Annotated in this window: 16 protein-coding genes; 5 read left to right on the top strand and 11 right to left on the bottom strand. The window is 71.3% G+C overall.

Going from position 1 to position 11,529, the window contains the following annotated elements:
• Positions 1–45: 45 nt before the first annotated feature.
• The 3 genes from ACIBSV_RS00815 to ACIBSV_RS00825 form a co-directional block, all read right to left on the bottom strand.
• The gene (locus ACIBSV_RS00815) at positions 46–621 is read right to left on the bottom strand and encodes a GNAT family N-acetyltransferase (protein ID WP_395858728.1); all 576 of its coding nucleotides are present in this window, start codon (positions 619–621) and stop codon (positions 46–48) included.
• A gap of 125 nt (positions 622–746) precedes the next feature.
• On the bottom strand, positions 747–1,526 hold the full coding sequence (locus ACIBSV_RS00820) for an SDR family NAD(P)-dependent oxidoreductase (RefSeq protein WP_395858729.1): 780 nt from the start codon (positions 1,524–1,526) through the stop codon (positions 747–749).
• A 170-nt stretch (positions 1,527–1,696) separates the two neighbouring features.
• Positions 1,697–2,914, bottom strand: coding sequence for an MFS transporter (locus ACIBSV_RS00825; RefSeq protein WP_395858730.1), 1,218 nt, complete (start codon positions 2,912–2,914; stop codon positions 1,697–1,699).
• A gap of 64 nt (positions 2,915–2,978) precedes the next feature.
• Here ACIBSV_RS00825 and ACIBSV_RS00830 point away from each other — a divergent pair, with 64 nt between their 5' ends.
• The 3 genes from ACIBSV_RS00830 to ACIBSV_RS00840 all read left to right on the top strand — a co-directional run bounded on the left by ACIBSV_RS00830 (position 2,979) and on the right by ACIBSV_RS00840 (position 4,765).
• Positions 2,979–3,365, top strand: coding sequence for a MerR family transcriptional regulator (locus ACIBSV_RS00830; RefSeq protein ID WP_331770809.1), 387 nt, complete (start codon positions 2,979–2,981; stop codon positions 3,363–3,365).
• Positions 3,366–3,606: 241 nt separating this feature from the next.
• Positions 3,607–4,008 (top strand): His/Gly/Thr/Pro-type tRNA ligase C-terminal domain-containing protein, encoded by a 402-nt coding sequence (locus ACIBSV_RS00835; RefSeq protein WP_395858731.1) that lies wholly within the window; start codon positions 3,607–3,609, stop codon positions 4,006–4,008.
• A gap of 91 nt (positions 4,009–4,099) precedes the next feature.
• Complete coding sequence (locus ACIBSV_RS00840) at positions 4,100–4,765, top strand: LysE family translocator (protein ID WP_395858732.1); 666 nt, start codon at positions 4,100–4,102, stop codon at positions 4,763–4,765.
• Between the two features lie 16 nt (positions 4,766–4,781).
• On the opposite strand, the gene ACIBSV_RS00845 is transcribed toward ACIBSV_RS00840, so the two are convergent.
• The 5 genes from ACIBSV_RS00845 to ACIBSV_RS00865 all read right to left on the bottom strand — a co-directional run bounded on the left by ACIBSV_RS00845 (position 4,782) and on the right by ACIBSV_RS00865 (position 6,932).
• Complete coding sequence (locus ACIBSV_RS00845) at positions 4,782–5,132, bottom strand: GNAT family N-acetyltransferase (protein WP_395858733.1); 351 nt, start codon at positions 5,130–5,132, stop codon at positions 4,782–4,784.
• A gap of 180 nt (positions 5,133–5,312) precedes the next feature.
• Entirely contained in the window at positions 5,313–5,561 is a 249-nt protein-coding gene (locus ACIBSV_RS00850) for a hypothetical protein (RefSeq protein ID WP_395858734.1), read from the bottom strand.
• Between the two features lie 97 nt (positions 5,562–5,658).
• Positions 5,659–5,973: a GNAT family N-acetyltransferase gene (locus tag ACIBSV_RS00855; protein WP_395858735.1), complete on the bottom strand. Its 315-nt coding sequence runs from the start codon at positions 5,971–5,973 to the stop codon at positions 5,659–5,661.
• A 188-nt stretch (positions 5,974–6,161) separates the two neighbouring features.
• Entirely contained in the window at positions 6,162–6,317 is a 156-nt protein-coding gene (locus ACIBSV_RS00860; RefSeq protein ID WP_395858736.1) for a hypothetical protein, read from the bottom strand.
• 225 nt (positions 6,318–6,542) lie between these two features.
• Positions 6,543–6,932 (bottom strand): cupin domain-containing protein, encoded by a 390-nt coding sequence (locus tag ACIBSV_RS00865; RefSeq protein WP_331770816.1) that lies wholly within the window; start codon positions 6,930–6,932, stop codon positions 6,543–6,545.
• 202 nt (positions 6,933–7,134) lie between these two features.
• On the opposite strand from ACIBSV_RS00865, the gene ACIBSV_RS00870 reads away from it, so the two are divergent.
• Positions 7,135–7,587, top strand: a complete 453-nt coding sequence (locus ACIBSV_RS00870; RefSeq protein WP_395858737.1) for a heme-binding protein — start codon at positions 7,135–7,137, stop codon at positions 7,585–7,587.
• A 20-nt stretch (positions 7,588–7,607) separates the two neighbouring features.
• On the opposite strand, the gene ACIBSV_RS00875 is transcribed toward ACIBSV_RS00870, so the two are convergent.
• Both ACIBSV_RS00875 and ACIBSV_RS00880 read right to left on the bottom strand, forming a co-directional pair.
• Positions 7,608–8,729, bottom strand: a complete 1,122-nt coding sequence (locus ACIBSV_RS00875; RefSeq protein ID WP_395858738.1) for a dienelactone hydrolase family protein — start codon at positions 8,727–8,729, stop codon at positions 7,608–7,610.
• Positions 8,730–8,878: 149 nt separating this feature from the next.
• Positions 8,879–9,415 (bottom strand): helix-turn-helix domain-containing protein, encoded by a 537-nt coding sequence (locus ACIBSV_RS00880; protein WP_395858739.1) that lies wholly within the window; start codon positions 9,413–9,415, stop codon positions 8,879–8,881.
• 128 nt (positions 9,416–9,543) lie between these two features.
• Here ACIBSV_RS00880 and ACIBSV_RS00885 point away from each other — a divergent pair, with 128 nt between their 5' ends.
• Positions 9,544–10,704: a pyridoxal phosphate-dependent aminotransferase gene (locus tag ACIBSV_RS00885; protein ID WP_395858740.1), complete on the top strand. Its 1,161-nt coding sequence runs from the start codon at positions 9,544–9,546 to the stop codon at positions 10,702–10,704.
• A gap of 105 nt (positions 10,705–10,809) precedes the next feature.
• Here ACIBSV_RS00885 and ACIBSV_RS00890 read toward each other — a convergent pair whose 3' ends face one another.
• Positions 10,810–11,424 carry a hypothetical protein gene (locus ACIBSV_RS00890; protein WP_395858741.1) on the bottom strand — a complete coding sequence of 205 codons (615 nt, stop codon included), beginning with the start codon at positions 11,422–11,424 and terminating at the stop codon, positions 10,810–10,812.
• Positions 11,425–11,529 lie beyond the last annotated feature (105 nt).

Below are 11,529 nucleotides of genomic sequence, written 5' to 3' on the forward strand. Positions count from 1 at the left end.
CTGACGGAAGGTCGCGGCCTCGCAGCCGTCACGGCCCCACGGCGGTCAGGATCCCAGGATGTGGTCGGCCGGTACCTCGAAGATGATCTCCAGGCCGTCCTCCTCGTCCATCTGTTCGCCCGTCTCGACGAATCCGAAGCCCTGGATGGTCGCGAGCGACGCGGCGTTGTCCGGTGAGATGGTGACCCGGACGGTGGACACGTCGGGTTCGTGCGCCGCGCGCTCCAGCAGCGACGCGAGCATCGCGCGGGCATATCCTCGGCGGCGCGCCTCGGGCACCACGGTGTAGCCGATCTCCACCATGCCCGACTCGTCCGGTGGCCCGTGGAAACCGGCATAGCCGACCACCGCGCCGTCCGGCTCGGACACCGCCGCCCGGGCGAGCCACGGAGCGCTCTCGGGTTCGGCCGTCACCTGGTCGAAGCGGCGACGCCAGAGGCCGCGCGCCCGGTCGGACACGAAGAACTCGGGGAGGTCCAGGCCGGTTTGCCGGCGGGCCTCGGCCAGGTCGCCCGCCACCAGCGCGCCGAGGGGTCGACCGACCAGGTAGACCCAGCGAACCTGCCGCTCCGAGGGGGCGGACGACGGGCGCGCGGCGGAGGTATCGAGAGGATCTGTCATCCCGGGATCATCGGCGACAACCGACCGGTCGTCCACACCATTTCCGGGGTGTCGGGGTGTCGGGGAGGCGCCCGGTCGTCGTAGCCGGGCCGGCGGTGCACCGGCCGGCCCGGCTACTCCGCGTGTCAGTGGACCGAGAGCCCACCGTCCACGAAGATCGACTGGCCGGTCACGTAGCCCGATCCCGGGCTCGCCAGGAACAGCGCCGCAGCCTCGAAGTCCTCGGCCAGGCCATTGCGTCCGACCATCGTGCGCGCGGCCAGCGCGGCCGACTTCTCCGGGTCGGAGGCCAGCCTCGCGTTGAGCGGGGTCATCACGAACCCGGGCACGAGCGTGTTGCTGGTGACCCCGTACTGCGACCAAGCCTCCGCCTGGGATCGGGCCAGCGACTCCAGGCCGCCCTTGGATACGCCGTAGGCGCCGCTCTGGACGAACGCGCGATGCGCCTGCTGCGAGGAGACGTGAATGATGCGCCCGTAGCCGCGCTCGGCCATGCCGGGCCCGAACCGCTGCCCCAGCAGGTAGGGCGCCTCCAGGTTCACCGCCATCGTGGCGGCCCACACGTCGTCGCCGAGTTCGTTCATCGGCGGACGCAGGTTGATCCCGGCGGAGTTGACCAGGATGTCGGGCTCGCCGTACACCTCGGCCGCCGTGTCGGCCGCCGTGCGCACGGCGTCCCTGCTGCCCAGATCGGCGCTCACCCAGGCCGCCTTGCCACCCAGGGCGGTCAACTCGTCGACGGTGGCCGCGAGTTCCACCTTGCGTCGGGCAATGATCACCACGCTCGCCCCGGCCCGCGCCAGCGCCCGGGTGATCGCTCGGCCGATGCCGGAACTCCCACCGGTCACCACGGCGACCCGACCCTCCAGCGAGAACAGTTCGGAAAGGTATGCGTGCGTGCTCATGACGGAACCCTAGACGGACCGCGGCCGGCCGCATCGCCGGCAATCGCGCCGCGCCACCGATCCACCTCGCCCACCACCTCGCCCTACCACGCCTCGAGTCGCCACCGGGCGCGCCCCGCATCGCCCCGGGGCCCGCGTCGCCCCGCGTCGCCGCGTCTCGCCTCGGGTGGTCAGGAAGCCGCGCTCGGGCGCCGGGCCGGGAACCCGTGCGAGCGGGCGGTGAGGACCACCACGAGTACGGGTACCAGCAGGACCAGCACGCTCCAGGGGAAGGAGCCGGTGCCGACCAGGTCCAGCAGGATCGCTCCGGCCACGCCGCCACCGGCCATCGCCGCGTTCCACAGCGTGACCAGCATCGCCTGCGCGGCGTCCGCGTCGGCGCCGCCCGCGTCGCCGACGGCGGTCTGCAGGAGAGTGGGCACGCCGCCCCAGCCGAGCCCCCACAGCACGACCGCGCCGTAGACCAGGACATGGCTGTCCGAGAACACCGCCAGCACGGCCGCCGCCGCGCCGAACGACAACGTGGCCGCGATGGTGAGCGCCCGCAGTCGTTGGTGGATCAACACGCCCACCAGCCAGATGCTCACCAGCGACGCGCCGCCGAAGGCGAGCAGCACCACGTCGGTGGAGCCGCCCATGTCGAGCCGGTCCAGGTAGGAGGCGATATAGGTGTAGAGGATGGTGTGCGCCAGGACGAAGACCAGGGTGACGAACAGGACCGGGGCCACGCCGGGGATGGCCAGTGTGCGCAGCAGGGGCGTTCGTTCCTCCGGTCGTTGTCCGGGGTGTTCGGGGACGGTCGCGACGATCCAGCCGATCAGGATCAGGGCGAGCACGGTCATCAACGAGAAGGTGACCCGCCAGCCGAACTCGTCGCCGAGGAACGTCCCCGCCGGCACCCCCAGCGACAGCGCGATCGGAATACCCGCCATTACGATCGCGATCGCCTTGCCCTGAAGATGCGCGGGTGCCATCCGGCGGGCGTACCCGGCCAGCAACGCCCAGGCCACGCCCGCCGCCACGCCGGCGACGAAGCGGGCCACCATGGTCAGCGGGTAGTTGCCGGAGACGGCGGTGACCGTGTTGGCCGCCGCGAAGCCGGCCATCGCGGCGAGCAGCAACCGCTTGCGGCGCCACCCGGCGGTCGCCCTGGAGAGCGGGATCGCGGTAAGCGCGGTGCCGACCGCGTAGATCGTCACCGACTGTCCCATCGCGGACTCGCCGACCCCCAGGTCGGAACTCATCGCGGGCAGGACGCCCGCCGGCAGGGTCTCGGTCAGGCTGGTCACGAAGACCGCCGTGGCCAGTGCCAACAGCGCCGCCATCGGCAACTTGCGGTCGTCGGTTTCCGTGTGGGAGGGGCCTGGTGCCGTACTTTGACTTGTCATGCCGCGTATGCTCGAACCCTCACATTGATGTGAAGGTCAAGCGACGAGACGTGAGGTGGATCACATGCGTATCGGAGAGTTGTCCGAGCGCACCGGCACCCCCCGCCGACTACTGCGCTACTACGAGGAGCAGGGCCTGATCGTCGCGAACCGCTCGCCCAACGGCTATCGGGACTACGACGAGTTCTTCGTCGACCGGGTGCTGCAGATCAGGGGCCTGCTCGACGCCGGTCTGCCGACCCGGATCATCAAACAGATCCTGCCCTGCCTCGACAAGCCTCGCATCATCCATTTCCCGGACGCGACACCGGAGATGATCGCCACCCTGGAGCACGAACGCGACCGCATGACCGAACGCGTCAACTGCCTCATCCGCAACCGGGACGCGATCGCCGAATACCTCGACGTGGTACGCGAAGGCCTTCCCCAGCCAACCACCACCTCCTCCTGACCCCCGCCGACCGACGGTCGCGGCCTGCACTTCGACCTCACCGTGCCGTTCGCGCGTTATACCGCGCAGGATTTCAACGACCTGGTCTTGCCGTTCAAGCGCTATCAGATCCAGCGCGTCTGGCGCGGCGAGCGCCCGCAGGCCGGCCGGTTTCGTCGAATTCCCGGATTACGGCAGCATCTGCTCGGGTGGCCGCTACGACAACCTCGCCGGGTCGTTCATCCGGCGCGACCTGCCCGGCGTGGGCATCTCCATCGGCCTCACCCGGATCTTCGCCAAGCTGGTCGCCGAGGGCCGGCTGCCGATCGGACCGAAGTGCCCCACCCAGGTGCTGGTCGCGGTGCTCGACGCCGAGTCGTTCGCGCTGTCGGTGCGGACCGCCGCGACGCTGCGCGCTCGCGGAATCCGCACCGAGGTCTACCACCAGCCGGACAAGCTGCAGAAGCAACTGCGGTACGCGCTGCGCAAGGGCATCGCATACGTGTGGTTCCCCGGGGCCGAGGCGAACGCGGGCGCGGGCGCGGACCGCGGCGAAACGCATCGGGTGAAGGAACTCGCCTCCGGCGAGCAGGTCGTGGCCGACCCGCGTGGTTGGCTGCCGGTCGAGCCGGCCGAGCAGGTCGAGCCGGTCACCGCACGGTAGTGCCGGTTCGGCGGCCGGTGGCGGGCACCGGACCGGGCCGTCCGCCCGAATTCGATGGCATCGAGGACTGGTGGAGGGCCAGGATGCGGGCATGACGCACACTCTTCTGGCGTTCCTCGGCGCCTGCACCCTCATCGCGGCAAGTCCCGGGCCGAGTTCGGTGCTGATCATCCGACATTCGTTGCAGAGCCGTAGGGCCGGTTTCCTGGCGGTGCTCGGCAACGAGACCGGGGTCTTCGTCTGGGGCCTCGCCGCGGCCTTCGGGTTGACCGGTCTGCTGGCCGCCTCCCAACTCGCCTACGACATCATGCGCATCGTCGGCGCCGTCGTCCTGGTGGGCTTCGGCGTCCAGGCCATCCGCGCGGCCCGCCGGGACGGCCTGACCGGATTCACCGCGGCCGGCTCGACCGACGCCGGGGCCCGGGCGGGGGCCGAGGCGGGCGCCGAGCGCGAGCCGGGCAGCGGCCGACGCGCCTACCGTGCCGCGCTGACCCTGAACCTGGCCAACCCCAAGGCCGCCGTCTTCGCGATGTCCTTCCTCCCCCAGTTCGTCCCGCACGGCGCGCCGCAGTTGCCCACGATGGTGGCGCTGGCCGCGATCTGGGCGGTGTACGAGATCGGCTACTACGGCCTGTACGTCTGGTTCGTCGGCCGGATGCGCACCGTGCTGAGCCGTGCCAAGGTCCGGCGCAGGTTGGAACAGACATCCGGCGGGGTCATGGTCGCGCTGGGCATCCGGATGGCCGTCGAGTCGTGAGCCGACGCCGGCGGGATCACAGGCCGAACGCGTCGCGGCGGTCCTCCGGGACCAGGTCGACGTACTCCGGGTGCTTGGCGATCCAGTCCCGGATGAACGAGCAGTAGGGCAGCACCGCGAGACCCCGCTCCCGGACCGCGTCCAGCGCCGCGCGCGCGAGCCGACCGCCCAGACCCCGGCCGCCGAACCGCGGGTCGATCTCGGTGTGCGTGAAGGCGACCTCGTCGCCGCTGACGAAGTAGTCCGCGAAGCCCGCGAGTTCGGTGGCCCGCAGCGGCGGAGCCACGGACGCTCCGGGGGCGGCCTCGACACCGACGAATATCTCGTAGCGGGACTGCGCCGGGTTGTCCGTCACACGCGTTTCCATGCTGCTGCCTCCTGGGTCACGATCGGGACTTGCGGCCCGGGCATTCCTGTCCACACGTACGCACGTCGATCCCACCGCCGACCGTGCCCGCGCACCCCACCGTATCCGGCCGACACATCGCCCGGATCGCCCCGGCACCACCCGCCCGAACCGCGTGCCGCCCGCCGCACGTGCTGCGGATCACGCCGGAGCTTCGTCGACGTACACCTTGGTTCCGTCGGCGAATATCCGGTACTCGCGCGAGCCCTCTTCCTCCTCGTCGACGTACACCTTGGTACCGTCCGCGTACACCTTGTACACGCGCCCGTTCTCGCCGCCGACCGCGGGCAGCCCCGCCGCGTGCAACTCCGCGACCGCCTTCCGGACCCCTTCGGCGATCAACTCGTCGAACCGCTCCGGTCCGATCTCGTCCCGCAAGGATTTCGTCATCGACCCCTCCCGACGTCGGGCGACGGCCCGGATCGAACCGCGGCGTTCACACGCCAAGATTGCCAGGACGGCCCCGACCCCGACACCCCCGGCCGGGTCACAGGCCCAGCGTGGGCCGATGCCACTCGGGAACCAGGTCGAGGTACTCCGGGTGCTCGATCATCCAGGCCCGCAGATAGGCGCAGTTGGGCACCACGCCGACCTTGCGCTCGCGGGCGACGTCCAGCGCGGACCGGACCAGCACGTCGCCCAAACCGCGCTCCGCGAAGCGCGGATCGACCTCGGTGTGGATGAACGCGATCAGATCGTCGCCGAGGAAGTACTCGGCGAACCCGGCGAGCTCGGCGGGCTCGCCGCCCGCATGGATCTCGAAGCGGGACTGCGCCGGGTTGTCGACCACGCGCGTTTGCATGCTGCCTCCTGGTCCGGGACCGGGACGTACGACCCGGATCCTCACCGTATCGACCGCCAGGAGCCCGCCCGCGACCCGTGGGCCTCCCGACCGGCCCGGGTCGGCCCGGGTCGGCCCGAGTCGGCAACCCGGATCGGCCCGGCGGTCCCGGCTCGGGGTCCGGCTCAGGACCCGGCTCAGGACCCGGCTCAGGAGTCGAACGTGGTGGCGCGTGCGACCTTCTCCCACGTGTCGATCTCGGACCGCACGCTGTCGAGGTGCCCGACGACCGCGTCCACCGCGTCCGCGCCCAGCGGCAGCCGCAGCGGCGTGACCTCGGCGGCGAGCGCGGCCAGGATGCTCATCGTGTGGTTCCCCTCGGCATCGCGCCGCCGACTCGGCGAGTCGGCGGCGCTTCCCGTGTGATCACCTTGCCGCGCGGGCCGGCCCGCCGTCCAAGACCGACGGTGATAGCCGATGGTTATCGATGACGGGAGCGTGCTCGGCACCACCGCCAGCCCGGGTCATGCTCGGCTCCGCCGGAGACCCGGGGTCGGCTCGGCACCGCTCGAAACCCGGGTCCGCCCCGGTCACGGCGGACCGACCACCACCGTGCGGTCCGTGGCGCCGGAGCGGACCTCGAAAACGGTGAAGCCGTGCGGCCCGGCCAACACCTGGTGCACACAGCCGGACGGGATGAACACCACGTCGCCCACCCGCATGCGCACCCCGCCGGTCAACCCCTCGCCGGAGAACACGTCGCAGCTCCCCGCGGTGAGCAGCACGATCGTCTCCTCGTCCTCGTGGTGATGCACCGCCGTCCGCTCACCCGGTCCCAGGGTGGCGAAGAAGCCGCACAGGCGTCCGGCGCCCACCGTCGCGGCGGACACACGTTCGCTGATCCGGATGCCCTGCGCACCGACAAGGTCGGCGCCGGGAGGTACGAGCACGGCTTGGTTCACAAGTTCACGGTCGGCCATGAGTTCAGGGTCGACGCGGGCCGACAGCCGGAAACGCGCACCGCGCCGAACCACACCGAATGGGCGAGTCTCCCGGTCCGGACACGATCGCGACCGCCCGGCGTCGGCCCTTCCACGATCGGTACGGCGCCGGCACTCTTGGGACGGCCTCGCGCGGTCCGGCCGGGACGCGCGGCTCGACTTCTTCGACGCGGGAGCAGCGATGGTGAACCGTGACCGGGTCGATTGGGTCGTTGCCCACCACGATGTGGCCGCTTCCGCCGCGCGGGCGATCGTGCGCGATGTGGTGGCCGCGGCGTCGGCGGCCGGGCGTGCGGTGAGCGTCGCGGTGGTGGACGGCGCGGGCGTACCGGTCGCGTTCGAACGCATGGACGGCGCGCTGCGGTTCAGCGCGGATCTCGCCGCGGCCAAGGCCCGCACGGCGGCGGCGTTCGGGCGGCCCACCGCAGCCATGGAGGAACTGCTCGGCGATCGGCCCGTGTTCGCGCAGAGCTTTGTCGCACAGGGGAGTTGGTATCTCGGGCGCGGCGGCCATCCACTCCTGATCGACGGTCGCCCGGTGGGCGGGGTCGGAGTCAGCGGGGACGCGGCGGAGTTCGAGGATGAACTCGCCCGCGCCGCCGCCGAATCCTTCGGCCGCGACGCGGACGGCTGACCTATCGGGACGGCGCGCCCCTACCTCACGATGCGCTTCTCCACCTCAACCGTCGCCCGCTCAACGCCCCGAGCCACGTCCCGCACGAGGCCGTTGACCCGCAGCAGCACCGCCGAGGCGACCGTGGTCGCCGCCTCGATCAGGTTCCCGGACGCCGCCGCGGGCACTGCCGCGGCCGCCGCGCCGCGTACGCCGGTCGTCGCCGCCGGGAACGGCAGGGGCAACGGGCCGGCCTCCGAACGCAGGTCGGAGAGTTGGCCGTTCTTCAGCGCCATCAACGCGTCCTCGCCGGACACCAGCCCCTCGCAGTGACCGTGCCCCTTCAGCGCCGCGTGCAGGAACGCGGTCGCGTACACGTTGGTGATCGCGTGCTGCTCCGCGAAGGTGATGCCGGGCTTGCCGTCCCGGGGCAGGCCGGGCAGGTGGATGTCCACGTCGCTGGGGTCGAGGAACTGGACGTGATTGCCGCCGGTGATCTCCACGTACGCCTTGTAGCCCTTCGGGACCAGGTCCAGGTAGTGCACGCCGGATCCGGGCGAGATCCTGTCGTTCTGCCCGGACACGATCAGCGTCGGCGTGGCCACCTTGCAGACCTCGGCGTCGATCCGCGCGTACAGGTCGGGTTCCTTGACGTTGCGACCGGGCGCGAAACCCAGGACCGCGCGGATGCGCTTGTCCCGGGCCGCCGCCAGCAGCGCGCCGGCCCCGCCCAGGGACACCCCGACCGCCGCGAACGCGTCCTGCTTGATCAGGCCGCGCAGCGGGTTGAACCGGTCGTCGTCGATGTCGATCAGCTTGTCGATGGCGTCGCTGACGGTGTCGGCGTGCACATGCGGGTCGAGCGCGAGGATGTTCTCCGGGAAGTAGCGAAAGACGATGTACCCGTGCCGCACCACGTAGTCGGTGAACCAGTCGTACATGTTCGAACCGGTCCAGGTCGCGGGCGCCAGGACGATCGACGGATACGGGCCCTCGGATTTGTCCGCCGGGGCCAGCCAGCCGTCGTACTCCGCCGGGTAGCTGATCTTGGCGAGCGTGAACCCGGGGCCACCGGTCCAGAACGGGAACTCGATGGTGCCGATGTTGAAGTGACCGGGCTGGTCCGGTCGCACCGGACTCTCGGGTACGAGTGTGGTTGCCATGAGTGGAGTCAATCGTTGTCCAACTCGCTTTGGCAGGGCGATACTTGGCCAAAGAATGGAGACTCCGGTCACAGTGGTGGGATTCCGGCAACCCGAACGGGGAATCCGCCCGGCGGCTCGACGTGCGCCGCGGCCCGGTTCCCCTCCGGTCATTGATGGACCATCAGCAACACGGCCCGGTTGCTCTCGTCCAGTCCCCGGTAGACGTGTGGTCGGGTCGCGTCGAAGCGGATCGAGTCGCCGCTCGACAGGTCCCGACGGTCGGCGACCGGGCCCGTCTCGATCCGGCCGGCGGTGACCAGCAGGCACTCCTCGACGCCGGGGCGGTGCGGCTCGGACACCTGTTCGTCCTCGGTCACGTCGAGCTCGTACAGCTCCACCCAGCCGCGTACGTGCACCCGGTGCAGCAGCCGGGCCCGCACCGCCTCGCCGCTCACCCGCGGTCCCTGATCGGCCCGCACCACCGTGACCGCCGGCGCGCCGGCTTCGAGCAAGCCGCCCAGCGGGACGTCGAGCGCGCCCGCGAGTGCCCACAGCGTGCTCAGCGTCGGATTGGCCTCGCCCTGTTCGATGCCGTGCAGCGTGGTCTTGCTCAGGCCCGCGCTCGTGGCGAGATCGGCCAGGGAGCGGCCCGCCGCTTCGCGGAGCGTCCGGATGTTGTGTCCGATATCCCTTGCGATGGTCATGGCGTTCATTATGCTGGCTCCACGTATCAGTTTACCGGTACGGGCGGCACGCGATGCGCTGTTCCCCGGCACCGCCGACAGCACCCCGCACCGCTCGGCACCGCGCCCCAGGGATGGAGATCACGACCATGCGCGTCTCCCGCCTCCAGCACATCCCGGGCATCGGCGTGGACAAGGTCGGCGACGCCGCCGACGCCGCGCACGATCCGGACCTGCTGCGCCTGGAGAACCTCGATACCGACCTTCGCCCGCCGGCCGTCGCGCTCGCCGCGACCCGGGCCGCGATCGACGACGACACCGCGAACAGCTACCTGCCCTTCCACGGTTCGCTCGCTTTGCGGGAGGCCGCCGCCGCACACGTGGGCCGACTCGCCGGGCGCGGGTACGACCCCGGTGGCGAGGTGGTCAATGCGGCCGGCGGGCTCAACGGCGTCCTGAACGTCCTGCTCGCCACCGTCGAACCGGGCCGCGAGGTGGTGATCGCCGACCCGATCTACGCCGGCCTGGTCAATCGCATCCGCCTCGCCGGCGGCGTCCCGCGCCACGTGCGGGCCACCCCGGGCCCCGCCGGCTGGAGCACCGATCCGGACGAACTCGCCGCCGCCGTCGGCCCGAACACCGCCGCCGTGCTGGTGATGGCCCCGGCGATGCCCACCGGCGCGCTGCTCGACGGCAGCCACTGGGACGCACTGGCCCGCGCGGTCGCCGAGCACGACTGCTGGGTCGTCTACGACGCGGCGATGGAGCGCATCCGCTTCGACGGCAAGGCCCCCGACCATCCGGCCGCGCATCCCGGGCTGGCCCACCGCACCATCACGTGCGGCGCGGCGTCCAAGGAACTGCGCATGATCGGCTGGCGGGTGGGCTGGGTGGTCGGTCCCGCCGAGATCATGGCCGACGTCAAACTCGTGGGCCTGAGCAACGTGGTCTGCCCGGTGGGCATCGGTCAGGCGGCCGTCGCCGCCGCGCTGTCCGCACCCGACGCGGACGCCGACGTCGCCGCGGCGACCGCGATCTGGCGCGAGCGCTGCGCGAGGATCCTGGATCGGCTCGCCGACTACCCGTGCGTGCGTCCACACGGCGGCTGGTCGCTGCTGATCGACACCACCGCGCTGGGCCTGACCCCCGAGACAGCCGCCGAACGGCTCTTCCGGCTCGGGCGGGTCGCCGCCACGCCGATGAACGGCTGGGGACCGCAGGGCAGTTCGTATCTGCGGTTGGTCTTCGCCAATGAACCGGTCGAGCGTCTGGGCGACCTGCGCGACCGGTTCGCCGCGGCGTTCGGCTGATCCGTAGGCTGACCCGCCGGGCGGTTGATCCGCCGGGTGCTCGTGCGACGGAACCACCGGCCGCGACCGGATCGGCCGCCTTCGCGTCGATCCGGACCGCCGTATTCAGCGGCCGGAGTCCCCCGAGACCAGCCGCAGACGCGACCGCCGCCGCGCCCGCTCGCCCTCGTCGGCGACCCCGATGCCGAAAGCGAAGCCCAGGCCGCCGGGTGCCTCGTTGAGGAGACGGCACATCGCCTCCGTGGAGTGGTTGCCCTCGTCGAGCAATCGACGGATCAGCGGCTCGTCCTCCGGCCGGTCCGCGCGCTCGGGATTGGCTATGCCCTCGGACAACCGACGCACCAGATCCAGCAGCGCGTGGTCCTCGGGCGTCAGATCGCCGGCCCGACGGCCCTGGGCGGCCGGATGGTTTCGGCGCATCGCCGCGCCCGCCGCCACCGCGCGGGCCGAACTCGGGTCGCGCATCGCCGATATCGCGCGCGCCGCCCACGCGCGCGGGCTCTGCCGACGACGGTAGTCGAGCCGGTGGTCGGGCGGCGCCACGTGGCGTCGTTCGCGGCGCACGGCGGCGACCCGGCCACGCATCCGGTCCACCGTCGGGCCGTCGACCCACTCGATGCCCCAGGCCGCGATGCCGTCGACGACGATACGGACCTCGACGCCCGCCACCCGGGTCAATTCCCGATCCAGCCCGAACTCCCGGATCCCGCGATCGTTCACCGGTTCCCCTTCCGATCGCGTGATCACCCGTTCAGCCACTGCTCCGGATCATGCCCATGCCGACGGACCGGAACACAAAATACATCTGCAAGCCAAATCTGGTCT

Source organism: Embleya sp. NPDC050154, assembly GCF_044460165.1.
Lineage (GTDB): Bacteria > Actinomycetota > Actinomycetes > Streptomycetales > Streptomycetaceae > Embleya.

What these genes read in the sequence shown, in the direction of transcription:
- ACIBSV_RS00815 (WP_395858728.1), bottom strand. Translation starts at nt 621, where the DNA reads ATGACAGATCCTCTCGATACCTCCGCCGCGCGCCCGTCGTCCGCCCCC.
- ACIBSV_RS00820 (WP_395858729.1), bottom strand. Translation starts at nt 1,526, where the DNA reads ATGAGCACGCACGCATACCTTTCCGAACTGTTCTCGCTGGAGGGTCGG.
- ACIBSV_RS00825 (WP_395858730.1), bottom strand. Translation starts at nt 2,914, where the DNA reads ATGACAAGTCAAAGTACGGCACCAGGCCCCTCCCACACGGAAACCGAC.
- ACIBSV_RS00830 (WP_331770809.1), top strand. Translation starts at nt 2,979, where the DNA reads ATGCGTATCGGAGAGTTGTCCGAGCGCACCGGCACCCCCCGCCGACTA.
- ACIBSV_RS00840 (WP_395858732.1), top strand. Translation starts at nt 4,100, where the DNA reads ATGACGCACACTCTTCTGGCGTTCCTCGGCGCCTGCACCCTCATCGCG.
- ACIBSV_RS00845 (WP_395858733.1), bottom strand. Translation starts at nt 5,132, where the DNA reads ATGGAAACGCGTGTGACGGACAACCCGGCGCAGTCCCGCTACGAGATA.
- ACIBSV_RS00850 (WP_395858734.1), bottom strand. Translation starts at nt 5,561, where the DNA reads ATGACGAAATCCTTGCGGGACGAGATCGGACCGGAGCGGTTCGACGAG.
- ACIBSV_RS00855 (WP_395858735.1), bottom strand. Translation starts at nt 5,973, where the DNA reads ATGCAAACGCGCGTGGTCGACAACCCGGCGCAGTCCCGCTTCGAGATC.
- ACIBSV_RS00860 (WP_395858736.1), bottom strand. Translation starts at nt 6,317, where the DNA reads ATGAGCATCCTGGCCGCGCTCGCCGCCGAGGTCACGCCGCTGCGGCTG.
- ACIBSV_RS00865 (WP_331770816.1), bottom strand. Translation starts at nt 6,932, where the DNA reads ATGGCCGACCGTGAACTTGTGAACCAAGCCGTGCTCGTACCTCCCGGC.
- ACIBSV_RS00870 (WP_395858737.1), top strand. Translation starts at nt 7,135, where the DNA reads ATGGTGAACCGTGACCGGGTCGATTGGGTCGTTGCCCACCACGATGTG.
- ACIBSV_RS00875 (WP_395858738.1), bottom strand. Translation starts at nt 8,729, where the DNA reads ATGGCAACCACACTCGTACCCGAGAGTCCGGTGCGACCGGACCAGCCC.
- ACIBSV_RS00880 (WP_395858739.1), bottom strand. Translation starts at nt 9,415, where the DNA reads ATGACCATCGCAAGGGATATCGGACACAACATCCGGACGCTCCGCGAA.
- ACIBSV_RS00885 (WP_395858740.1), top strand. Translation starts at nt 9,544, where the DNA reads ATGCGCGTCTCCCGCCTCCAGCACATCCCGGGCATCGGCGTGGACAAG.